Consider the following 22,669-nt stretch of genomic DNA (forward strand, 5'->3'; position numbering starts at 1 on the left):
CGCCCGCCCTGTCGGTTCGCAGCGACGTCCAGGCCGGCCTCCTTCGAGGGTCCGAACGCTAGGCGGTCGCGGCGCGGACTTCGGCGCGGGCCTTCTCGACCTTCGCGCGCCAGCGGGTGGGGCCCGAGAGATCGAGCTTCTTCTGGAGGTGCTCGGGCTCCTTCGAGGGCGGATCGAGGGCCGGGTCGTCGAAGCGCTGAACGATCTTGTAGAGCGTCGTGCGCTCCACGGGCGTTCGGCCGATCTCGCGGATCAGACGGCGGAACTCCTCGGGCGGCGTGTTCTCCCCGTGATCCGAGCCGGACTCGCGGCTGATCGACTCCTCCATCAGCGTCCCGCCGAAATCGTTGGCGCCCGCGCAGAGCGCCATCTGACCGAGCTTGTGGCCCATCTTGACCCAGGAGACCTGGATGTTCGTGATGTGCGGTCGCAGGAAGAGACGCGAGACCGCGATCATCCGGAGGTCCTCGTCCATCGACGGTCCCGGGCGCGACCCCATCAGGTTGTAGAGCAGGTTCCGCTCGTGGATGAACCCGAGCGGGACGAACTCGGTGAAGCCGCCGGTTTCCTTCTGGATCTCGCGGAGAAGACTCAGGTGAGCCGCGATGTGACGCTTCTCCTCGATGTGGCCGTACATGAGCGTCGAGGTCGAGCGGAGGCCGATCCCGTGGGCCGCCTTGATGATCTCGATCCAGCGCTCGGTCTTCAGCTTGTTCGGCGAGAGCTGGTCGCGGATCTCGTCGTCGAGGATCTCCGCGGCGGTCCCGGGCATCGTGCCGAGCCCCGCGTCGACCAGCCACGAGAGGTATTGGGAGAGCTCCATCCCGCTCTTCTTGTGCCCGAAGTCCATCTCCTCCGGCGAGTAGGCGTGGATGTGGAGGTCGGGGTAGACCGCCTTGATCGCCCGAAGGATGTCGCGATACGTCTGGTGGTCCTTGCCGGGATGGATGCCGCCCTGGATGCAGACCTCGGTCGCGCCACGCTCGACCGCGTCCTTGCACTTCAGGAGGATTTCTTCGTGGCTGCGGTCGAAGGCTTCGTCTTCGTCGCTGTGGCGGGCGAATCCGCAGAACGAACAACCGACGTAGCAGACGTTCGTGAAGTTGATGTTCCGACAGACGACGTAGGAGACGTCGTCGCCATTGTCCCAGGTACGAGCCAGGTCGGCGCTGGCGAGGAGCGCGTGGAAGTCCGCGCCTTGCGCAGAGAGAAGGCGTTCGGCGCCTTCTTTACTGAGTTCTTTTCCCGAGAGGGCGCCCTCCAGGAGGTCACGGACATCGGGACTCACGGCGGATGACAATTGATCGAGCATGCTAGGCGGCCTCCTCGGACTGGTCGTTTCGCTGCGCGTAGCCCTCGTCGTTGGCGTATTTTGGCAGCAGCGCCCGAATATTCGGGTCGAACATCTCGGGTCGTTCGAGGATCCAGTCCGGATAGACCGGTCCCCGCTCGAAGAGCTCGAATCCCGCACTCGAAGTGTCCTCGCGCAGCGCACGCAGCGCGGGCCAGGGAGCCTCGGGATTGATGAAGTCGACGGTCACGGGCGAAACCCCGCCCCAGTCGTCCACCCCCGCGCCCGCCAGACGCGGAAGCATGTCGGCGCCGAGATTGGGCGGCGCCTGGACGTGGACCTCGCGCGGCAGGAGCAGGCGCGCGAGGGCGACCCAGCCGATCACGCGGTCGTCGTCGAGGGGCGATGCCGCACGCATCTTCGTGCCGGGCTTCGGATGGAAGGGCTGGATGATCGCTTCCTGGATGTGGCCGTAGCGTTCGGCCAGGTCCTTGATCGCCCAGAGCGTATCGACGCGCTCGTCGTCGTTCTCGCCGATGCCGAGGAGCATCCCGCTCGTGAAGGGGATCTGGAGCTCCCCCGCTTCCTCGTGCATCTTGATCCGCGTGGCCGGCTCCTTGTCCGGCGCGTGGAAATGAGGCATCCCCTTCTGGCGCAGGCGCGTGCTCGTCGTCTCGAGCATGAGTCCCATCGACGCGTTGTAGGGTCGCAGGAGCGCCATCTCCTCCTTCGTGAGGATGCCGGCGTTCGTGTGCGGCAGCATGCCCTTCTCACACGTGATCTTGCAGGCGTCGAGGATCAGGTCCGTCGTCGTCTGCAGCCCACGGAGGGCGAGCTCCTCGCGGTAGCTCTTGTAGGCGACCTCCGGCTTGTCACCGAGGCACATGAGCGCCTCGACGCAGCCCGTCGCGACCCCGCCGCGAATGGCCTCTTCGACCTCGTCGATCGTGTAGGTGTGGGCTTCGGCGGAGTCGGGCTGCTTCGCGAACGTGCAGTAGTTGCAGCGGTTGCGACAGAGATTCGTGAGCGGGATGAAGATGTTCCGCGAAACCGTCACGCGCGTGCCGGTCTGGGCGACCTTGATCGCCCGGGCCGCTTCTGCCATGCGCTCCCGGACCGGTGCCTCGTGCAGCGAAGCGCCCAGGGCCTCGGCCTGCGCCCGGTCGAGCGGCTGGCCATCGACGACGGCACCCACCCAGGCCTCGACGTCTCCCGGGGAGGGGGACGAGGCGGACGGACGGGCGGCGGCGGCCGGATCGGCGGTCGACAAGGGCGGAGGACTCCGGGGAGGGGGGCGCGCTTCGGATCATCACACAGGGGCGTGGGGCGACGCAATTCCAGCCCCGGAACCGGAAATCCGTCGTTCGAAGCACGGAATCCATCCGATTGCCGATCCCAGGGGGAATCCCGGGGTGCGAGCGTCAAGGGCCGCAATCTGACCACCGATGAGCCGAGGGGAGCCGGGCCCTCCGCGCCCGGCCCGAACGACGACTTTTCCGGCCCCGGCGCGGGGACCGGGCAGGAAATCGATGCGCAACCCGCTCCGCAGTCTCGCCGCCCGCATCACGCTGCTCGTCTTCGCCGCGACGATCCTCTCGGCGCTCTCGGTGTCGTGGGTCTCGCTCCAGAGCCTCGACGGATTCCTGCGCCAGAAGGTCGACCAGCGATTCCCCCACGTCGCGAACCGGATCGTCCAGGAGCTCGACCATTGGTACGAGAAGCGCACCCACGAGGTCGAGGTCTTCGCTGGCAGCGCGATCCTGACCGAGTCGGCCCCGGAGCTCGGGAGCCGGGGGCGGCGCGGCGACCGCGCCCGGGACGAGGCGGAGCAGTATCTCCGCTACGTGCTCGAGAGCTTTCCGCAATTCGAACGGCTGCTGATCACGACCGAGGAGGGCGAGACCCGGCTCGAGGTCGGGGACGGCGAGCCTCTGCCCGACGACTTCCTCGCCGCCCATGCGAAGCCCGCCGAGCACACCCGGATCAGCGCGAGCTTCCGACACGATGCCCAGCTCGTGCAGATCGCGTCGGCGCCGATGCGGGACGCGGACGAGCGCACGATCGCGCGGCTCTTCGCGCTGATCGATCTCTCGCACCTCGAAGCCCTGCTGAAGAGCGGCGAGCTCGGCGACTCGGCGAACGTCTACATCGTGGATCAGGACGGACGCTTCCTGAACCCGCCCCAGGGCTTCGATGAAGACGCCACCTGGCAGGGCGCCGGCGTCGAACGCGCGCATGCGTCCTCGGTCGCGTACTACCCGAATCCGCTCGGCGAGGAAGTGATCGGGACGAGCGTCGATTTTCCGCGCTTCGACTGGACCCTCGTGATCGAACAGTCCTACGACGAAGCCTTCGCGCCGATCGTCAGCTCGATGAGCCGGGTCGCGGCGGTCAACCTCGCCATCGTCTTCGGGGTCGGCCTGCTCGCCTTCCGGATCGCGGGCTCGATCGTGAAACCCCTGCGCGCGCTCTCGGACGCCGCCTCGCGCCTCACCCACGGCGAGCGTGAAGTCGAGATCGAGGAAAACGTCCACGGGACGGAAGAAGTCGATCTCTTGACCCGGACCTTCAACGAGATGAGCCGGGGACTCGGGCGGAGCGCCCGCGAGCTCGAGGAGAACCAGCGCGAGATCGAGGAGGCGAACCAACGTCTCCTCTCGAAGAACGAGGAGCTGTCCAACATGAACCTCGTCCTCGAACAGCTCTCGATCACCGATGGCCTCACCAAGCTCCACAACCATCGCTACTTCCAGGACACGATGGCCGCCGAGTGCAAGCGGGCGTCGCGTACCGGCGATCCGCTCTGCCTCGTGCTCCTCGACGTCGACTTCTTCAAGAAGTGGAACGACCGACTCGGCCATGCCGGCGGCGACGAGATCCTGCGGCGGATGGCGGAGGTGATGCACCAGACCTGTCGCGAGACGGACCTCCTGGCTCGCTACGGCGGAGAGGAATTCGCGCTGCTCGCGATCGACACCGACCTTGCCGGCGCGACCGCTCTGGGCGAGAAGATCCGCCAGGCCGTCGAAGAGACCGACTTCGTGACGGACGTGCCGAGCGAGCGGGAGCCGCTCACGATCAGCGTCGGCGTGGCGGCGTACGCGGGAAGCCGCAAGCAACTCTTCGCGGACGCGGACTCCGCCCTCTATTCGGCGAAGGATTCGGGTCGCAACCGGGTCGTCGTCGCGCCGCCGTCCACGGACGGATCGCAGATCGATCCGAGCGAGCTCACGGACGACGACTAGCCCGCCGACGCGGCCGCGTCGAGGCGCTACGGCTTCGGAGCGGCTGGCGCGCCCCCTTCGGAAACGTGCTGTCCGAGCAGGCTGCGATGGATCCAACCGGCGGGGCCGCCGGTGACCTGAACGAGCGTCCACTCGCCCTCGGTCGCCTGCGGGATCACGGGCGTGCCCGAGGTCAGGACGGCGAGGATCCGCTGCCCGGTCGACGGGCCGGAACGCAGATTGACCCGCGTCGCATTGATCATCCGCGCGTTGCCGGCTCCGACGATCTGCTCGACCTCGTCGAGGACGCTCTCCGCGACGCGGCGCGCACGATAGACGAAGAAGAGCGCGGCACCGAAGCGACCTTCGTCGACCTGGCGCTCGGCCTCTTCCAGCTTCTGTCGGGCGCCCGCGATCTCGACGGCGCGCCAGGGTGCACGCAGGGCGGCGCGCTCGACGTGGATCCGGGTGACCGCGAGGCTCGAGACCGCGTCCGCACGACCGCTGCTCCCCGAGAGACCGGACTCGACCTCGACCAGGGCCGACTCCGCGGTTTCGAGGTCCGCCTGGAGGCGTACGATCTGGAGCGCGAGCGCCTCGGCGCGATCGGTCTCCGCCTTCCGGAAGAGGTCGGCCTTCTCGCGTTCGACCGCGACGGCTTCCGAGTCGCAGACTTCCTCGGTTCCGCCCGAAGGGCGGGAAAACAGCGAGAAGCCGGTCCCGCCGTTCGGCCCGCTGGCGCAGCCGGTCAGCGCGAGGAAGAGGAGAAGCGACGACACGATCGTCGCGCGCCGGAGAGTCGGGTGGGAAGCCATGGGTCGTCTCGCGATGGGGCGGGCCGCCGGCAGGGCCCGGTCCACGACGACCGTCGCGGCTAGCGCGCGTCGGTCGCTTCGGGCTGGTCGCGCCAGCGCCGATGGGTCCAGATCCACTGCCCGGGCGTGGCCCGGATTGCCTGTTCGAATCCGGCGGTCACCTCCTGGAGGATCCGCCGAAGGACCTCCTCGTCATCGGACTCCACGGCTGCCGTCTCAAGTGCAGGTTGGATGGTGAGCCGATGTCGGCGCCGATCGGCGGACCGCTGGGCCCAGCCGTGCACGATCGGGGCGCCCGCCCGCCGCGCGAGCTTGATCGGGGCCCGCCTCGTTGCCGCCGGCTTGCCGAAGAAGCGCACGTCGATGGATTCTCCGGGCTTCCCGCGCTGGTCGAGCAGCGCCAGAACCACTCGACCCCGCTCGAGCGCTCGCGCGAAGTGCACCCCTGCCCTCGGCCCCATCGGGATCGACGCCACGCCTTCTCCGCGGATCCGACGCAGCGCGCGCTCGAACGCGGGGCGCCCGGTGTCCCGGTAGACCGCCGCGACGGGAAGACCCACGTCCGCGAGCTTCGCCGCCGCGAGCTCCCAGCTCCCGAGGTGCGGAGCGAGGACGAGGACCCCGCCTTCCTTCGTCGCCTTGCGGGCCGCCTCGAGGTGTTCGAGGCCCTCGATCTCGACGCGTGCGAGGAGTGCGGCCCGACGGCGGCCGGCGAGCAGCAGACCTTCCGCGACGCCGAGTCCGAGGTGGACGAAGACGGCGCGGGCGATCCCCTCGATCCACGCGGGGTCACGCTCCGGAAAGGCCTGCGTCAGCTGCGCGCGAACCCGTTCGCGACGCGGGCCGCGCAGCGTCCACCACGCACGACCCAGTCCCTCGCCGAGGCGCAGGGTCGGCTCGACGCCGATCCACTCCGCCACGCGAATCGAGATCCGGATCCCCGCGTCGAGGAGACGATCGCGCGGCGGCTCCGCACCTTCCGGCGCCGCCGCCGACATCTCAGTCCCGGGAGGTCGTCGCGTCGAGGGCGTCGATCACGCTCGCGCGCAGGTCGCCCGGTGCCAGGATGTCGGTGAGCGAGCCCACCTCCTTCGCCCGCTCGACGCTGTGGATCGCGTCGAACTCCGCGGCCGTCTCCGCCTGCTTCTCGAGGGTGACCTCGCGCAGCACCGCATCGAGCGCCGCACGATTTTCCTCCGACGGATGCCGCCGCACGATCTCGGTCTTGTCCTTGACCCGCGGATCGTCGAGGGCCATCGCGCGGACCTCCCGGCTGAAGACGACCGTCGCCGCCGGCCCCCCGCCGATCACCGAGGCGTAGGAACCCTCGAGGGCCACCGCCTGCATGTCGTCGTTCAGCTCCTGGCTGAACACGACGTAGGCGCCGCCGTGGTAGCGGGAGACGACCACGAAGTAGATCGGACCCTGGAAGTTCACGACCGCCCGCGCGATCTCGGCACCGTTCTCCAGCTGGATCTTCCGAAGCGACTCGGGCGAACCGTCGAAGCCCGAGAGATTCGCCAGGACGACGACCGGGCGGTTGCCGCTCGCCGCGTTGATCGCGCGCGCGACCTTCTTCGACGACTGAGGGAAGAGCGTTCCGCCGTTCCAGGCCTCGGGACCGTCGACCGGGTGGTAGCCGTCGCGCGGCACGTTCCGGCTCTCGATGCCGATCAGCGTGATGGGCTTGCCGCCGACGTGGGCGTCCCAGACGATCGCCGTCTCGCCGCCGACCCAGGCGTTCCATCGTTCGAGGTGACCGCCGTCGGTATCGACGAGCGCGCCCATGACCGCGCGCATCGAGAACGCGCGCTTGCGCCCCGGGTTCGTCTCGTCGTCGAAGAGCTCGCCCACGGTCGCGAGTCCGTCGGCATCATCGGCCTTGATCTCCGTGTCCCCGATCGAACGATCGCGCGGATCCGACGTCGGGAAGGCTCGCGGACCGGCTTCGCCCGGAACGACGTAGCTGTAGCGATAGTGTTCGTAGAGGATCCGATAGGCCTCGGGGAGGTTTCTCGCGTAGTACTGCGCCTCGCCGTTCGGCCCCATGATCCGCTCGAAGCCACCGATCGCGACCTCGTCCTCCGCCGAGACCGCACCCGACGCTTCGAGGGCGGCGCGGCCGGTCAGCACCATCGACGCGTTGTGCGTCATGATGAGGACACCGCGGCAGTGCATCAGCATCGTCGCCAGCGCGTCCCAGTAGCTCTGCGCGCCGACGTTCACGCCCTGGACGATCACGTGGATCACGCCGCCGGCCTGGGTGAAGGTCACGATCCGGCGCACCACGCGCGCCGTCGCATCGAGGTTCTCGGTCCCGGAATCCATCGCGATCTTCGCGCCCGACGAGACCGGCACCCACTCGACCGGCACGCCGAGGGACTCCGCGAGATCGATGGCCGCGACGATCCGATCGCATTCCGGCCCTGCCAGCGCGCCCATGCCCATCGTCGGGTCCGACAGGACGAGCACGCGCGTCATCCCCTCCGGCACCTTGTCGGTCGGCGTCCGGATGACGCCGAACACGACGGCGGAGGTGTTCTGTCCGGGCGGCCGATCGGAGACGGCGGCCGCCGTCGGCTTCGCCGCCGTGGGATCGAGGTCGTACTCCTCGAACGCGCCGCTCTCGGACTCGTTCGTGAGCATCTTCACGATCTCGTAGGGGTAGATGAGGCGTCGGCGACGGGCGGCGACGACCTTGCGCTCGTACTCCTGCGCCGGCGCGAGCGGCGCATCGTGGGGCGGCCGCCAATCGATCTCGAGCTGCTCGCCGGTATCCATGAAGACGAGCTCGACGGGGACCGCGGGCGCATCGGGATTCTCCCGGTCCAGCCGGTTCAGTCGGACCAGGACCTTCTCGAGGCCGAGGTGTCGCGTCGCCGGCGCGAGTCGACGAGCGACTTCGGCGGCGACGTCCTCGTCGATGAAGACCGGCGGAGCGACCGAGAGCGAAATCCGGTTCCACTGCAGGCGGCGCCGGGGATCGTGGGTCTGCAGGATCGTGCGAAGACGGCGTGCCGCGCGGTTGAAGACGCGCTCGAAGGTCGCGAGATGGTGATAGAGCTCCCGGCCCGGCTCGGGCGATCGATCCCGAGCGTCCGCGAGCACGAAGACCCGCTCGTCTCCCGGCGCCGTGCGCGCGCGACCGTGGAAGGCGTACACCCCTTCTTCCGCCTGAAGGCGTTCGAGCTCGAAGTGCCCGTAGCGGCCGAGCCCGATCCGCATCGCGGTCTCGGGATGGAGGTCGTGATCCTCGGTCGCGAGTTCGAGCCGTCCCTCGCGCCGGATCAGGGTGCGGTAGACGTCGCCCTCCCCGTCCGGCGTGAGCAGTCCGACGGTCATGCGTGCCTCGAGGCCCCCGTCGCCCCAGTTCGACTCGAAGCTCCCCAGGGTCGCGTCCCAGTCGATCTGCGACTCGGAAGAGACGAGATATTCGAGCGCCAGGATCGGCGTGGACGGGTCGTGCTCGAGGAGCTCCGAAGCGCCGCGGACGAGCCGGTCCATCCACAGGACGGCGTCGTGGCCGGGACCGCTCGCCGCGAGGACGACGCCCTTGTCGGGATACTCGACGCAATGGATCGGCTCCCCGTCGACACGAACCGCGCGGTAGGCCTCGGGTCGCGACGGCGCGTACCGTCGCTGGACGTGCGCGGCCAGCGCGATCGCCCGGCGATTCGGATCTTCGCCTGCGATCCAGCGACCGACACGCTCGAAGACGAGACGCGGCGACGAAGCCAGCTCGAGCAGCACGTCGCCGGGCGGCGCCACGACGTCGAGCTCTGATTGAGCGAGCCACTCCTCGACGCTCCGCGAGGAACGCTTCGCACGGGCTTCGATGCCCGGCTGCTGGAAGAGCACGTAGGCGGCCTCGAGGGCAGCGTCCGCGACAGGATCCGTCACCTGCGGACGAAGTCCCGCGATCCGGTTGAGCGAGCGCGCGAGCGCATCGTCGTCCCCGAGGTCGATTCCCGCCTCGGCCACCGCCGCCGTCCGGCGAAGCACGCCGAGCATCAGCGAGAGCCGGAGCGACTTGTCCGCCTGGCAGGAGAGGATCCGGAGCAGCGCCCGACGGAGCGCATCGAGGTCTCCCAGATCCGACACACCGTAGTGTCGGAGGGCGGCGCGCACGAGCTCGAGGTAGCCCTCGTCGATCCCGCTGCCTTCGGCTTCGATCCGGCGCAGGAACATCCGTAGGCGCGCGCTGTTCGAGGGGCCGGATTCGCCGGAGATCGACGCGGAGGGGGCGCGGATCGAGAGCAGCTCGACGTCGGCGAAGGCCGCGATCTCGTGGCGGATCTCGGCGAGCTCGCGCAGGAAGCTCTCGGAGGTGCCCTCGGGCAACGGTGCCTCGAGGAAGGCGGTGAGCGACTCGGCGCGATCCGGGTTCGCGTCGTAGCCGAGGAGCACGCGTCGAACCTCGTCGCGGATTGCGTCCATGGCCGCGCGGCGAAGGCGCAGGTCCGCCTGGTCCGCGGCGAGCAGGTCGGGCGTCCCGAGCAGGCGCGTCCCGTCCTCGGTCTCCTCCGGCTGGAAGAGCAGCGCGAGCGGATCGACCTGGGACGGAAGCGAGAGTCGGCTCTTCGAGGCCTCGCCCGCGTCGTCTGCGGCGGACTCCTCGATCACGAGAATCACGTCGCCCGCGGCGACCTGCTGCCCCTTGGAGACGAGGATCTCCTTGATGGTACCGCCGACCGGCGCGTTGAAACCGATCTCCATCTTCATCGCTTCGAGCAGACCGAGCGGCTGGCCGACCTCGACCGTCTGGCCGACCTCGACCTGCACGGCGACGACGACGGCCGGCGTGCTCGAGCGGACCTGGCCGGCGGTCTGCGAGCCGAAGCGGAGCGGGTGACCGTCGACCTCGAGCCGGAGCCCGCGATCGTTCGCATCGTAGATCACGCGACGCACCCGATCGTCGATCTCGAGCCGGGTCGCGTGCGCCCCCTCTTCGCGCATCGTCGCTCCGACGGCGACGCCCTCGAGATGGACGCGGTACCGCCAGCTGCCCATCGCGAAGACCTTGAGTCGATAGCTCTGGTTGCCGTGGGTGAGGTCGATCTGCTGCCCCTCGGAGCTCGGCAGACGATCGGTCCGACCATCCGCGAAGACGCCCTTCCGCAGGGTCCTCCGGTTGCGCTGATAGGCGAGGATCGCCGCGGCGACGAGGGCGTCCTGCGCGATCTCGGGGTGGCGCTCCGCGATCGGCGGCCGCGCCGCGCCCCACCGATCGAGCCAGCGCGTGTCGACGCCACCGGCCCGGAAGTCGTCGCTCTCGAGGATCGAGAGCAGGTAGCCCTTGTTGGTCGCGCCCCCCTCGACCACCAGCTCGAAGTCGCGAAGGGCACACTCCATGCGCGCGAGCATCTCGGCGCGATCGTCGCCGACGGTGATCACCTTGCCGATCAGCGAGTCGAAGTCGTTCGAGATCACGACGTCGGTCGTGACGCCGGAGTCGACGCGGGTGTTGGGTCCGAGGGCCGGCTCGAAGAGCGCGATCCGGCCGGGCGACGGCAGGAAGCCCTCGTCCGGATCCTCGGCGCAAACACGGGCCTCGAGGGCAAGGCCGCGATTCTGACGGGGGACCTCCGCGATCGATTCGCCGCGAGCGATCCGGATCTGGAGCTCGACCAGATCGACGCCGGCGATCAGCTCGGTGATCCCGTGCTCGACCTGCAGGCGCGGGTTCACCTCGAGGAAGAAGAAGTCCTCACCGGTCAGCAGGAACTCGACCGTTCCGACGCCGCAGTAGCCGACGTGCTCGACCAGGCGGACGGCGGAGTCCTCGAGACGTGCGAGCAGCTCCGGCGCGAGACCGGGCGGCGGGGCTTCTTCGAGGACCTTCTGATGGCGACGCTGGACGGAGCAGTCGCGGCAGCCGAAGGCCCGCGCGTGTCCGTGCTTGTCCGCCGCGACCTGGACCTCGATGTGTCGCCCGCCGGTCACCATCGCTTCGACGAAGAGGGCCCCGTTGCCGAAGGCGTTCACCGCTTCGGACTGCGCCGACCGGAACGCCTCGTTGATCCCCTCGGCCTTCTCGACGATCCGGATACCGCGTCCGCCGCCACCGGCGGTCGCCTTCAGGACGACCGGGTAGCCGATCCGCGAGGCTTCCCGTTCGGCGTGGCTCTCGTCGGCGAGCTCGCCCCCGCTCCAGTCGGTGACGGGCACGCCCGCCCGCTCCGCCAGCCGCTTCGAAGTGATCTTGTCTCCGAGGGAGCGCATCGCTTCACCGGAGGGGCCGAGGAACTCGATGCCCTCGGCGGCGAGCCGGTCCACGAAGACCGCGTCCTCGGCGACGAAGCCCCAGCCCGGCCAGACCGCGTCCGCGCCGACTTCCTTGAGCGCGGCGACGACCGCGTCGTGATCGAGGTAGGCGGCGACGGCGCCCTTCGCGGACGGGAGCTCGACGGCGCGGTCGGCCTGACGCACGAAGGGCGTATCCCGATCCGGCGGCGTGAAGAGCGCGACGACTTCGAGGCCTCCGCCCTCGAGGGCACGCAGGCTCTTCGCCGTTCGAAGACATCGCACCGCGGCCTCGCCGCGATTCACGATCGCGAGTCGCTCGATCTTCCGCTGCTCGACTGCCGGCTTCTTCTGCTCGCTCATCCCACGACCTCGTTCCACTTCGCTTGCCCTTGCGCCTCTCTCGGGGTCTGGCGCATCGATTCGACTCCGCTCACACCGCCTGCTCCTCTCGCGCCGCTCCCGGAAGGCCGCGATCCACGCGGACACGCATCGGGATCCGCGCGCAGCGTCATCGCGCACGCGACGAAGCGTCCGTGGTGGGAGAGAGACAGCTCGAGTCCGCTTCGGGACCCGTCGATCAGGACGGTGGGGATCTTCGCCGCGCCCCCGGCTCGCGGATCGCCGCGGCGGCCGATCGTCACCCGCGCCTCGTCGACCCCGAGGTCTCGGGCGATCGCGAAGCACGCCAGGGTTCGGACCCGCGCAGAGGGATCGTCGTCGGACCCGGTCCGCTCGATCGCGGACACGATCGCGTCCCAGTCGGCGCCGGGGGGCACCGCGAGGACGTGGACGCGCTCGCTCGTCTCGTCGCTCCGGAGCTCGAGATGGTCGATTCCCGGCACGAGTGCCCGCGGGAGGGTGAGGTTTCCACGACGAATCGTGCGCCCGCCCTCTTCGGATTCGATCGAATCGAAGCGCGCGACCAGACGCGAAGGGGTGAACACGAAGGTGTCGTCCGCTTGTCGCGCGAGCTTGTACGCCGCTTCCTTCGCCGCCCAATGGGCCCAGCGCCGGAGGTGGGGACTGGGATCCTTGGCGATCGAACGCCGCTCCGCCGGATCGAAGACGCGCTCGTCGAAACGAGGGCGGAAGGTCTCCGGACGCGTGTCGGGATCCTCGAGATCGACGACGTCGTTGCCGATCATCGGGCCTCTCCAGCCGCTGCGGCGGAGGCGGACTCGCCCCTGGCCTCGAAATGCGCCGCTTCCATGTTCATCAGCTGGCGGACGATCTGTTGCGCGAGGTCGCGGGATCGCCGCACGCCCTTCGCGTCGCTCTTCGGCTCGATGCATGCGAGGCTCACGTCGAGGGTGTCGCCCCTGGCAGGGAAGTCGCCCCAGGTTTCCTGCTGGCGCCCGCGCATGTACACGCAGAGCACGCGGCACTGCGGATGCGCCCCGACGATCCGGCCGACCCCCCAGGCGGCCGAGGATTCCTCGACACGCCCGGACCGACTGCGTCCGGCTTCCGGGAAGATCAGCGCCGTCTCGCCGCGCTCCATCAGGTGCTTCACGCGTTCGAGCACGTCACCGACGTCCTCGCGGGCGCCACCGCGGGTGATCGGGATGCACTTGGCCACATAGATGAGCGCACGCGCGATCCAGGTCTTCCCGAAGTTCGTACGCTCCGGCGTGTTCCAGGGCAGCTCGTCCGGATGCGTGAGCCAATAGCCGGGGCCACCGAAAGCCCAGGCGATCAAGAACGAATCCACCAGGGTCAGGTGGTTCGCGCAAACCAGGATCGGTCCGTCGGACTGTGCGCGCAGCGCTCGATAGCGCGCGCGCACGGCCTCGACGTCCTCGATCCGGTAGCGGAACCAGAAGCGCATGATGAGGACGGACGCGCCGATCCAGATCGGCCCCGCGAGAATGCTCACGAGCCGTTGGCGCGCGTGGCGCTGGATCATCCCGGAGTTCGCTCCGGGCTGCTCGTCCGCCGTCATCTGGCAACGGATTCCCGTCCGACCGGGGTCGGACTAGAGCTTCCCCGAAATCAGGTTCACCGCGTCACCCACGGTGTTCACCTGGTCGACGTCCTCGTCGGCGATCTCGATGTCGAAGTCGTCTTCGAACGCGATCACGACGTCGACGAGTCGCGCCGAGTTCACCTTGAGATCCTCGAGGATGTTGGTCTCCATCCCGACGTTCGCCAGCGCGCCCTCGTCCTTCACCCAGGGCGTGAGAATCTTGACGACCCGTTCCATCACTTCCGACTGTTCCATCGAACTCCACTCCTCGTTCACGGTCGGCCCGCGTCTGCGGACCTCCGAATCGAATTCAAGTTGTCCGGGCGGTCGCGCCGCCCTATCGCGTCACGCCTTGTAACGCTTGAAGACCAGGCACGCGTTGACGTCGCCGAAGCCGAAGCCCGCCTTGACGAGCACGTCGAGGTCCGGCTTCTCGAGCAGCTCGTGCGGAATCGAAGCCGCGTGGGGCTCGATCTCCGGATGCACGTCCTCGCAGTTGATCGAGGGATGCACGAAGCCCTTCTGGACCATCAGGATCGAGGCGACGGACTCGAGACCTCCGGCGGCGCCCAGGCCATGACCGATCATGCTCTTGGTGGACGTGATCGGCGGCAAGGTCCCGGGTTCGCGCTCGAGCGCCCGCGCCCAGGAGCCGACCTCCTTGGGATCCGCGCCGGTCGCCGTCAGGTGCCCGTTGATCGCGTCGACCTCCGACGGAGCGACGCCGGCGTCGGCGAGCGCCTGGGAGATGCAGCGCTGGACGCTCGTCGGATTCGGCGCCGTCATGCTGCCACCCATGCGATGGCCACCGCAGTTGACACCACCGCCGGCGAGCTCGGCGCGAATCGTCGCGCCACGCGCCAGCGCGCTCTCGAGGCTCTCGATCAGGACGACGCCCGATCCGGAGCCGGGGATGAAGCCGCCGGCGCTCGCGGACAGCGGCCGCGACGCCTTCTCCGGCTCGTCGTTCGAGCCGCGATTCAGCACGCGCATCGAGTCGAAGCCCGACCAGATGTAGTGGCTCGCCGCTTCGGCGCCGCCGCAGAGCATCCGCTCCGCGAGACCCGCTCGGATCCGCTCCATGCCCATCGCCAGCGCTTCGGTCCCGGTCGAGCAGGCCGACGAGTTGGTGGTCACTTGATTGCCCAGCGCGAGCTGGCCGGAAAGGCGCGCGCTGATTCCGCTCGCCATGACCTGCTCGACGCAGGTCGAGCCCATGCGTCGAATCTTCTTCGCGTCGGTGAGCGGCACGACCTTCTCGGCGATCGTGTCCATTCCGCCGATGCCGGTCCCGAGGATCGCGCCGGTGTCCCAGTCGACCTCGTCCGAGTCGTGGGCCGGGCGTTCGAAGCCTGCGTCCTTCCAGGCTTCGAGGGCGGCGAGGCTCGCGTACCGGTGGTTCATGTTCATCGCGAGGAGCTCCTCCTCGCTGAACGTCTTCTCACAGAGCGCGTCGACGCCTTCGGGCGAACCGGCGACGGTGCAGCCGAACTTCGCCTCGATCATCGATTCCTGGCTCTTGAGCCCGGATCGACCCTCGCGAAGCGCCTCTTCGTAGGCGGGCACGCCGACGCCGTTCGGCGCGACGACGCCGATCCCCGTGATCACGACTCGTCTCTTCTCGGCAGCGCTCATCTCGGCACTCCCATCCCCGACACCTCGCCGGAACAGACGACGGTTCCGTCGTCGAGCTTCATCTCGAATTCGGCGCGCAGCTTCTTGCGTCGCCAGAACTTCTTCTTTCCGTAGGTCGTCACGCGATCCCCGGGCTTCACCTGGCCGGCGAAGTCGACGGCGCAGTCGGTGAAGATCGTGAGCAGCTTGTCGACCTCGCCGCGCCCGGACTCCCTTGCTACGAGCGCGATCCCGAAGGCGACGACGACCGCCTGCGCTGCAGTCTCGGTCAGGATCACACCGGGTGTGATCGGGTTGCCCGGGAAGTGACCCCGATAGAAGTCGGCGTCCTCGCGGAACGTGTAGGTCGCCACGATGTGCTCGTCGTCGAGCTCGACGATCTCGTCGATGAACCGGAAGGGCTCCTGCTGGGGAACCATGTCCAGCACTTCTTTCGCCGTGAGCTCGACCCCGGCGCTCTCCGCCCGAACAGGCGCTTCACCCACCGTACATGCCCCCGTTCACGTGCAGCACGGAGCCGTGGACGTAGCTGCCGCGCGTCGCGAGGAACGCAACGACGTCGGCGATCTCGGCGGCGTCGGCGACGCGGCCGAGCGGAACCTTCGCGAGGATCTGCTGCTGGATCTCGTCCGGCAGCTCCTCGGTCATCTCGGTCTCGACGAAGCCCGGCGCGACCGAGTTCACGAGGATCTCACGGCCCTGCAGCTCCTGGGTCAGCGACTTCGTGAACGCGTCGAGCCCCGCCTTCACCATCGTGTACGGGATCTGCCCGGCGTTGCCCGTGTGGCCGACGACGCTCGTGATGTTGATGATGCGACCCGTCCCCTTGCGCATCATGAAGCGACGCAGGACGAGCTTGGTCAGATACCACGTACCGCGCGCGACGCTCGCGACCTTGTCGTATTCGTCGAGCTTCATCGAGAGCATCGGCGCGTTGATGTTGAAGCCGGCGTTGTTCACGAGCACGTCGATCCGTCCCGCGACCTCCTTCAGCTCCTTGATCATCGCGTCGATCGATTCACCGTCCGCGAGGTCGGCCTTGATCGTGAAGGAGCCGTCGAGCTCCGCGGAGAGCTTCTTGGCGCCTTCCTCGGACGAGCGGTAGTGAATGCCTACCCGGAAGCCTTCGGCGGCGAGGGCGCGGGCGCAGGCGGTTCCGATCCCCGTCCCCGCACCGGTGACGAGCGCGACGGGTCGTTCGTCTTCACTCATCTTTCCATCCTCCCGCCGCGGGAGTGCTCGCTCTTCTCGGGATAGTCCGGGTAGTCGATGTCCCGGAAGAGACCGACGCGGGCGCCCTTCACCGTGTAGATCTCCTCGTCGTCGATCAGGACGCTCGCGTCGCCGACGACCATCGAGGCCCCCGCGTTCTTGAGCTCCGTGTAGCGCTTGACCTTGACCTCGTACCGCATGACCGAGTCGTGGGGCCGGATCTGTCCGAAGAACTCGACCTCACCGCAGCCGAGAGCGCGTCCGGCGCCGACGCCGCCCCGCCAGTTGCAGTAGAAGCCGAGCAGCTGCCACACGCCGTCGAGGCCGAGGCAGCCGGGCTGGACCGGGTCTCCGAGGAAGTGGCAGTGGAAGAACCAGTCGTCGAGACGTACGTCGCGGCTCGCGCTGATCGTGCCCTTGCTCTTCTCGCCGGTGATCGACTCGATCCGGTCGACCATCAACATGGGCGGCACCGGCAGGCGCGCGCGGAAGCCCTCCGGCGGGTCCTTGATCAGCCGGCCATAGGCGAAGCCCAGGAGGTCCTCCTGGCCGAAATGGTCGCGGCTCTTGAACTCTTCGTGCGTCAACATATGGGTCTCGCGCGGCGCACTAGGCCGCGACGTCCTCCTCGAATCGCATCAGATAGCTTCCCCACGTCAGTCCGGAACCCACGCCCACGACACAGATATCGTCGTTCGCGGTCCACCGCTCCCAGCGTTGCGAAATCACGCTGGCCGAGCCGGCCCCGGCGGTATTGCCGATTTCGGCGCAGTTCGAGTGGTGGAGCTGATCGGGAATGTCGCAGCGCTTGCAGACGGACTCGAGCATGCGCAGGTTCGCCTGGTGTCCGACGAAGTGGAACTTGCGCGCGTCGTCCTGGACCGCGTCCCAGGTCGCCTTGTAGAGATCCCCGGTCTTGCGGATCGCGAAGGTCTGGACCGTGCGGCCTTCCTGGTTGAAATGGCCGAGTCGCGGAACGACGACCTTGTCGTTGCCGCCCGGGTCGGAGCGGAGGCGTTGGTCGATGAGCCGCGCCTTGCCCCGATGTTTCGTCGACAGCACCGCGGCCACGGCGCCGTCCCCCCAGAGCACTGCGCTCGCGCGATCTTCGTAGTGGACCGTTCCGGTCATCGGCTCCGCGCAGACGAGCAACACGTAGTCCGGCAGCTTCGCCTCGTCCATCATCGAGAGCATGTAGACACCCGCGATGAACGAGGAGCAGGCCGAATTGACGTCGAGGGCGGCCGCTTCGATGCCGAGCTCCCGGCCGATGTTGCACGCCTCCGCCGGCGACACCGTGTTGGGCGCACAGCCTCCGCCGACCAGCAGACCGACGTCGGCCGCCGCGACGCCCGCACGTTCGAGCGCGAGCTCGGCGGCACGGGCCCCCATCCCCGCATTCGAGACCTCCGCCACCTCGACCGCCTGGCGTACGTCGGCATTCCGCGTCTCCCGGATGTAGTCCAGGGGAAGCGAAGTTCGTCGCGAACGAATCCCCGTCCGCTCGAGGATCCACTCGTCGGTCGTACCGATGTCGAGTTCCTCGAGGAACTGGTTCGTGATCTCGTTGTCGGGATTGAAGTGTCCCAATCCGAGGAGGTTCAAGCTCAAAGCCCTGCCCTCGAGGCGCGTTCGTTCAAATCTGCGCGTCGCACTCCGCGAACCGGCCAGAGAGCGCCGCTTCACGAGCATGAGACACGTTGAAACCTTCCGTTCTCGGCTTCGAGGAGCGGTCGAAGCCACCCCGTCGCCGAGCGCCCGCAGGCGACTACTTAGTCGATCCGGAGATGTGCTCACCGCCATCGACGCGAATCAGCTCACCGTTGATCCAGCTCGCCTCGGCCTGCGAGAGGAGATAGATCACACCGGCGATGTCCTCGGGCGTCGTCAAGCGACCGCCCGGATTGCGCAGCCGCGCCTGGCTCTTGAGCTGGTCGCTGCCGGGAATCGCCCGGAGCGCCGGCGTGTCCGTGACGCCCGCCTGGATGATGTTGCAGCGAACGCCGTAGGGCGCGAACTCGATCGCGATCGAACGCGCGAGGGATTCGAGGCTGACCTTCGCGGCGGAGACCGCGGCGTAGCCCTTCCAGGCCACCTCGTTGCCTTCGCTGGTCATGCCGAAGATCCGCGTGTCGGGGGCGAAGAGGCCCTTCGAGAAGAGCTCCTGGGTCCAGCCCAGCAGACTCGTGCCCATCGCGAGGATGGTCCGCCCGAAGTCCTCTTCGTCGAGATAGGACGTGTCGGGGTACTTCGGCTGGCTGACCAGCGGGTGGAGTCCGTCCTCACCGGCCTCGAAGAGCTCGTCGGCGATCTCGGTCAGCTTCTCGGCATCGACGCCGAGGCGCTTCGCCAGCTCGGGGCCCGCCGTGCGCGCGTCGACCTTCTCGGGCGCGATCAGCTTGAGGTTGCCGAAGGCGATCGAATGGAGGAGGACCCGGACCTTGCCGTCGGGACCGATCGTCTCCGCGATGGACTCGATCGTCTCGGAGCGCTTGTCGGCGGCGATCGCATCGGCGTTCCAGGTGTGGAACCCGAGCCCGCGCGCTTCGGCCTCCGCGGCGATCTCGTCGAAGTGGGGCTGGATGTCCTTCATCGCGCCGCGTCGGTCACGATGGACGATCAGCATGTTGAGGCCGCCGCGCACCAGGCGCTTCGCGGTCGCGAGACCGAAGCCACTCGATCCGCCGAGGATCAGTCCCCACTCGTTGCTCGGGAAGTCTGCTCCGGATTCGTTCGTGCCCAACTCGATTCCCCTTCAACCCGGACCACCCACGCGGGGGCTCCGGTCGTCCTCTGCGATTTCGTCGGGCTGCGCTCGAGTCGAACGTCCGTCCACTCCCTTCCCGGTATGGGAGGAGAGGAGAAGACCCGACACCTCGGGACGCAGCTTTCTGGGGGCTAAAACCAACCCACGCGATCCGGTCGACCTGACCGGCCACGGCCACGCCGCTGGGGAAGCGACGGGTCGCGGAGGCATGGAGACGGCTTGCTGCGACACGGAATCCGGTCTGAACGAGCCCGGTAAAGGGTCGGTTCCGATCGGGATTTCCGAATTCCCGAAGAGTAGCGAGGGATCGCGATCCGAAGTGCAAATGTCTCGCAAAACTTGTGCAGCAAGGCGCTGAGCGGGAATAGTGACTCATGGTCAAGCCAGCCGCCAGCGCTCCGCCGGACCGTCGGTTCGGCGAGTCAGATCGATTCGGGTCGAAAAACGCCCAACTCGAGGCTTCGAACGATGTCCGGCAGCGCCCCGACCTCGGCCGACTCCAGTGCGACCCCTTCGGGGAAGGCGTCCGACAGGCGGCGGAAGTAGGGACGGTCCCGACGCGCGTCGACGATCACCACCAGGCCGCGATCGGTCTCGCTCCGGATCAGGCGGCCCGCCATCTGCTTGAGGTGCAGGAGCATCCGCCCGAGGGCAGCGCGGCGGAACGGATCCTCGCCCATCGCCCGAAGCCGGTCATCCCGGCGCCGACGAAGCTCCGTCGGCACGTCGAAGGGGAGCTTCTCGATCACGACCGCCTGCAGATCCTCGCCGCGCACGTCGATGCCCTGCCAGAATCGCCGCGCCCCGAGCAGCACCGCCCCACCCTTCGCCTTGCGGAAACGGTCGACGAGCGCGCCCGGATCGTCGCTCGCCCGTCGCGGGAGGAGGACCTCGATCCCCTCGCCCTCGAGGAGCTGGCTCAGGCGATCCGCCGTGTCGCGCATGCGCGCGAGGCTCGTGAAGAGGCCGAGGGTCCGACCGCCCATCGCGCGAGCCAGCGTCGCCAGCGTCTGGGCGGTCTCCTCGACCAGGTCGCCGGCGAGCGCCGGATCGTGCTCGATCGCCACGACCCGCATCGCCTCGGCGTACGGGAAGGGTGAACCGACCGCGCGGCTCCAGCTCTCCGGCACGTCGTTTCCAGCGAGCCCGACTTCACCGAGGGCGGCGTGATCGTCACCGCCGACGAAGAGCGTCGCCGACACCACGGCAAGCCCCTCGAGCTTCTCGAGGAACTCCTCCCGGAACGCCTCACCCGGCGCGACCGGCCGGAGCACGAGGGACCAGCGATCGTAGGGGCTCTCGAGACCCTCGAAGGCCGCCACATAGTCGTCGTTCTCGGGCGCGAAGGCCACGCGGAGTCCATGGGCGGCGCCGACCAACGCCTCGACGTGGGCCGTGATCGAGCGCTCCGCTTCTTCCTCGGCGTCGAGATCTCGCTGGGGGCCCGTCGGAAGCCCGTCCCGATCCTCCCCGGACACGAGCCGCTTGGCCGGACCCGTGCGACTCGCATGGGCGGCGATCGCGTCGAGCCGCCGCGCGGCGGCCTCGGCCACCTGCCCCGCCCCCCGGAATCGACGGGCCGCTTCCGCCGAGAGCTCGACGCCCCCGAACGCATCCGCGCCTTCGGCCATCGTCCGCCCGAGCCCGATCAGCTCGAGCATCAGATCGCGCCGGTTCTGCCGGAGCGAGGCTTCTTCGTTCTTCGATTCGGGCTGCGCCACGAGGCCCGTCGTCGCATACCGTCGCTGGCCGCGCCGAACCGGGGCGCCGAAGAGCTCGTCGAGCCGCTCGGCCACGTCTTCCGGACGCACGCGGATGGCGTAGACCTCCTCCGCGACCCCGCCGACCTCGTGCCCCTCGTCCATCACCACGTGCGCGAAGGCGGGGTAGTCCGGCGGCCAACGGAGCAGCAGATCGTGGTTCGCGACGACGAGGTGGGCCTTCGCCAGGGAGCGCCGATGTCGGCCGAAGGGACAGCGACGCTCGTGGGCGCACTGCTCCCGGGAGCACTGGTCCGATCGAACGGCCACGCTCGCGCGCAGCAGCTCGCGCAAGCGCGGATGCCTTCGCAGGAGCGCCGCGGGCAACGTGCCGATCTCGCCGTTCGGCCGGATCCGCGCGCACGCCTCGAGGAGCGCGTAGTCCTCGCGGAGATCGTCGAGGAGCGCCGGGTCCGAGGCCTCGCCGAGCGCGGCGCTCAAGCGCCGCTCGCAGACGTAGTTCGCGCGGCCCTTGATCGAGAGCGCACGCAGGGACGGGTGGCCCAGGAAGCGCGCCGCGGCGGCGATGTCCTTCCGTAGGAGCTGGTCCTGGAGGAGCTTCGTCCGCGTCGAGAGGACGACCGGCTCCTTGGCGCCGGCCGCAGCCCGCGCGATCGCGAACGGAATCGCGACCGCGAGATAGGCGAGCGACTTCCCGACCCCTGTCCCACCCTCGAGCTTCGCGATTCCACCGTCGGCGAACACGTGGAAGAACTCGCGAGCGAGGGTCAGCTGCTCTTCCCGCACGCGGTAGCCCGGGAAGTGACGCCGCCCGCGCGCCTCGTCCGAGAGCGCCTCGAGGATCGCCTCGAGCTCGAAGGGCACCGGCACCTCGCCGCTCGCCCCGATCTCCAGGAAGCGCCCGTCGGCCTGCGAGCCGGGGGGCGCGGGCCGGACGCCCGCTGCGTCTTGCGTTGCACCCGTGGCGAATCGCTCGAAGTCGAACGCCTCTTCGTCGTCGCCGACGACGAAGAGATCGTCGGCCTCGCCGTCGGCGAGCTCGCTCGCGGCGCCTTCCAGCAGCCCGCGCCACGGGGAGCTCGGGAGATGACGCGCGAGGATCCGTCGCGCCTCGGAATAACGTGCGACACCCAGGATCGCGCCCCGCGCGAGCCGACCGACGAGGGTGGCGGCATCCAGCGCGTCCTCGAAGGCCCGATGACGCTCCTCGCGATCGAGCATCGAGCGCACGAAGGTCTCGAGCCGGAGATCCCCCGCGTCGGGATGGGTGAGCGCGAGGATCGCCTGCGTATCCAGGAAGCGTGCGCTGCCGAGACCGGAGTCGACCTCCTTGCGCAGGAAGGCCCGCTCGAACTCCGCTTGATGAGCCACGAGCGTTCGGCCGGCGAGCGCCTCGCGAACGCGCTCGCGCAGCTGGATCATCCGCGGCGCCGACTCGACGTCGGCGTCCACGAGACCGGTCAGTCGACTCACCAGTGGCGGGATCGGCCGCGACGGGCGGACCAGGCTCGCCCCGACGCCGACGGTCGCCTCGTCGGGATCGAGGAGCAGGAGCCCGATCTCGATGATCTCCGCCGAACGACTCTCGGGCAGCCCCGTCGTCTCGAGATCCACGAACGCGACCGGACCGATCTCGGACAGCCACGACTGCAACGCAGCCAGGTCGAGCCCGAGATCCTCCGGATTCCGCCGCTCGATCTCGAAGCTCATTCCCTCACCCGGCCTGGCGTCGATCGGAGACCGTTCGAAGCCAAGGCGCCCGCTCTAACTGGACGTCGCCATAGGGGCAAGG

At 68.7% G+C, this 22,669-nt stretch carries 16 protein-coding genes; 1 reads left to right on the forward strand and 15 read right to left on the reverse strand.

Annotated elements, in window-relative coordinates:
* Window positions 1–58 precede the first annotated feature (58 nt).
* Window positions 59–1,312 carry a 5-amino-6-(D-ribitylamino)uracil--L-tyrosine 4-hydroxyphenyl transferase CofH gene (gene cofH / locus NXI30_09205; GenBank protein MCR9094382.1) on the reverse strand — a complete coding sequence of 418 codons (1,254 nt, stop codon included), beginning with the start codon at window positions 1,310–1,312 and terminating at the stop codon, window positions 59–61.
* 1 nt (window position 1,313) lies between these two features.
* Window positions 1,314–2,561, reverse strand: a complete 1,248-nt coding sequence (cofG, locus tag NXI30_09210) for a 7,8-didemethyl-8-hydroxy-5-deazariboflavin synthase CofG (protein MCR9094383.1) — start codon at window positions 2,559–2,561, stop codon at window positions 1,314–1,316.
* Between the two features lie 259 nt (window positions 2,562–2,820).
* Between cofG and NXI30_09215 the strand changes: the two genes are divergently transcribed.
* Window positions 2,821–4,536 carry a diguanylate cyclase gene (locus NXI30_09215; protein ID MCR9094384.1) on the forward strand — a complete coding sequence of 572 codons (1,716 nt, stop codon included), beginning with the start codon at window positions 2,821–2,823 and terminating at the stop codon, window positions 4,534–4,536.
* Window positions 4,537–4,562: 26 nt separating this feature from the next.
* On the opposite strand, the gene NXI30_09220 is transcribed toward NXI30_09215, so the two are convergent.
* The 13 genes from NXI30_09220 to NXI30_09280 all read right to left on the reverse strand — a co-directional run bounded on the left by NXI30_09220 (window position 4,563) and on the right by NXI30_09280 (window position 22,587).
* Window positions 4,563–5,330, reverse strand: coding sequence for an SH3 domain-containing protein (locus NXI30_09220; protein MCR9094385.1), 768 nt, complete (start codon window positions 5,328–5,330; stop codon window positions 4,563–4,565).
* Window positions 5,331–5,389: 59 nt separating this feature from the next.
* Window positions 5,390–6,328 (reverse strand): lysophospholipid acyltransferase family protein, encoded by a 939-nt coding sequence (locus tag NXI30_09225; protein MCR9094386.1) that lies wholly within the window; start codon window positions 6,326–6,328, stop codon window positions 5,390–5,392.
* Window position 6,329: 1 nt separating this feature from the next.
* Window positions 6,330–11,936 (reverse strand): ATP-grasp domain-containing protein, encoded by a 5,607-nt coding sequence (locus NXI30_09230; GenBank protein ID MCR9094387.1) that lies wholly within the window; start codon window positions 11,934–11,936, stop codon window positions 6,330–6,332.
* Entirely contained in the window at window positions 11,933–12,721 is a 789-nt protein-coding gene (locus NXI30_09235) for a 4'-phosphopantetheinyl transferase superfamily protein (GenBank protein ID MCR9094388.1), read from the reverse strand. Before NXI30_09235 ends, NXI30_09230 begins: the two co-directional genes overlap by 4 nt.
* On the reverse strand, window positions 12,718–13,518 hold the full coding sequence (locus tag NXI30_09240) for a 1-acyl-sn-glycerol-3-phosphate acyltransferase (protein MCR9094389.1): 801 nt from the start codon (window positions 13,516–13,518) through the stop codon (window positions 12,718–12,720). Before NXI30_09240 ends, NXI30_09235 begins: the two co-directional genes overlap by 4 nt.
* 33 nt (window positions 13,519–13,551) lie before the next feature.
* Window positions 13,552–13,797 carry a phosphopantetheine-binding protein gene (locus NXI30_09245; GenBank protein ID MCR9094390.1) on the reverse strand — a complete coding sequence of 82 codons (246 nt, stop codon included), beginning with the start codon at window positions 13,795–13,797 and terminating at the stop codon, window positions 13,552–13,554.
* 90 nt (window positions 13,798–13,887) lie between these two features.
* Window positions 13,888–15,177, reverse strand: coding sequence for a beta-ketoacyl-[acyl-carrier-protein] synthase family protein (locus NXI30_09250; GenBank protein ID MCR9094391.1), 1,290 nt, complete (start codon window positions 15,175–15,177; stop codon window positions 13,888–13,890).
* Window positions 15,174–15,662: a beta-hydroxyacyl-ACP dehydratase gene (locus NXI30_09255; protein MCR9094392.1), complete on the reverse strand. Its 489-nt coding sequence runs from the start codon at window positions 15,660–15,662 to the stop codon at window positions 15,174–15,176. Before NXI30_09255 ends, NXI30_09250 begins: the two co-directional genes overlap by 4 nt.
* A complete protein-coding gene (locus tag NXI30_09260; protein ID MCR9094393.1) occupies window positions 15,655–16,389 on the reverse strand; it encodes a 3-oxoacyl-ACP reductase FabG in 735 nt (244 codons plus the stop codon). The genes NXI30_09255 and NXI30_09260 overlap by 8 nt, the downstream gene beginning before the upstream one ends.
* Complete coding sequence (gene fabA, locus NXI30_09265; GenBank protein ID MCR9094394.1) at window positions 16,386–16,979, reverse strand: bifunctional 3-hydroxydecanoyl-ACP dehydratase/trans-2-decenoyl-ACP isomerase; 594 nt, start codon at window positions 16,977–16,979, stop codon at window positions 16,386–16,388. Before fabA ends, NXI30_09260 begins: the two co-directional genes overlap by 4 nt.
* Before the next feature lie 19 nt (window positions 16,980–16,998).
* Entirely contained in the window at window positions 16,999–17,994 is a 996-nt protein-coding gene (locus NXI30_09270) for a ketoacyl-ACP synthase III (protein MCR9094395.1), read from the reverse strand.
* Between the two features lie 163 nt (window positions 17,995–18,157).
* Complete coding sequence (locus tag NXI30_09275) at window positions 18,158–19,132, reverse strand: SDR family oxidoreductase (GenBank protein MCR9094396.1); 975 nt, start codon at window positions 19,130–19,132, stop codon at window positions 18,158–18,160.
* Window positions 19,133–19,578: 446 nt separating this feature from the next.
* Entirely contained in the window at window positions 19,579–22,587 is a 3,009-nt protein-coding gene (locus tag NXI30_09280) for an exonuclease domain-containing protein (protein MCR9094397.1), read from the reverse strand.
* Window positions 22,588–22,669: the final 82 nt, after the last annotated feature.

Source organism: bacterium (genome assembly GCA_024742285.1).
Lineage (GTDB): Bacteria > Myxococcota_A > UBA9160 > UBA9160 > UBA4427 > UBA4427.

Excerpts from the sequence above, each read along its gene's own strand:
- cofH (MCR9094382.1), bottom strand. The coding sequence starts at position 1,312 with ATGCTCGATCAATTGTCATCCGCCGTGAGTCCCGATGTCCGTGACCTC.
- NXI30_09215 (MCR9094384.1), top strand. The coding sequence starts at position 2,821 with ATGCGCAACCCGCTCCGCAGTCTCGCCGCCCGCATCACGCTGCTCGTC.
- NXI30_09220 (MCR9094385.1), bottom strand. The coding sequence starts at position 5,330 with ATGGCTTCCCACCCGACTCTCCGGCGCGCGACGATCGTGTCGTCGCTT.
- NXI30_09225 (MCR9094386.1), bottom strand. The coding sequence starts at position 6,328 with ATGTCGGCGGCGGCGCCGGAAGGTGCGGAGCCGCCGCGCGATCGTCTC.
- NXI30_09230 (MCR9094387.1), bottom strand. The coding sequence starts at position 11,936 with ATGAGCGAGCAGAAGAAGCCGGCAGTCGAGCAGCGGAAGATCGAGCGA.
- NXI30_09235 (MCR9094388.1), bottom strand. The coding sequence starts at position 12,721 with ATGATCGGCAACGACGTCGTCGATCTCGAGGATCCCGACACGCGTCCG.
- NXI30_09240 (MCR9094389.1), bottom strand. The coding sequence starts at position 13,518 with ATGACGGCGGACGAGCAGCCCGGAGCGAACTCCGGGATGATCCAGCGC.
- NXI30_09245 (MCR9094390.1), bottom strand. The coding sequence starts at position 13,797 with ATGGAACAGTCGGAAGTGATGGAACGGGTCGTCAAGATTCTCACGCCC.
- NXI30_09250 (MCR9094391.1), bottom strand. The coding sequence starts at position 15,177 with ATGAGCGCTGCCGAGAAGAGACGAGTCGTGATCACGGGGATCGGCGTC.
- NXI30_09260 (MCR9094393.1), bottom strand. The coding sequence starts at position 16,389 with ATGAGTGAAGACGAACGACCCGTCGCGCTCGTCACCGGTGCGGGGACG.
- fabA (MCR9094394.1), bottom strand. The coding sequence starts at position 16,979 with ATGTTGACGCACGAAGAGTTCAAGAGCCGCGACCATTTCGGCCAGGAG.
- NXI30_09280 (MCR9094397.1), bottom strand. The coding sequence starts at position 22,587 with ATGAGCTTCGAGATCGAGCGGCGGAATCCGGAGGATCTCGGGCTCGAC.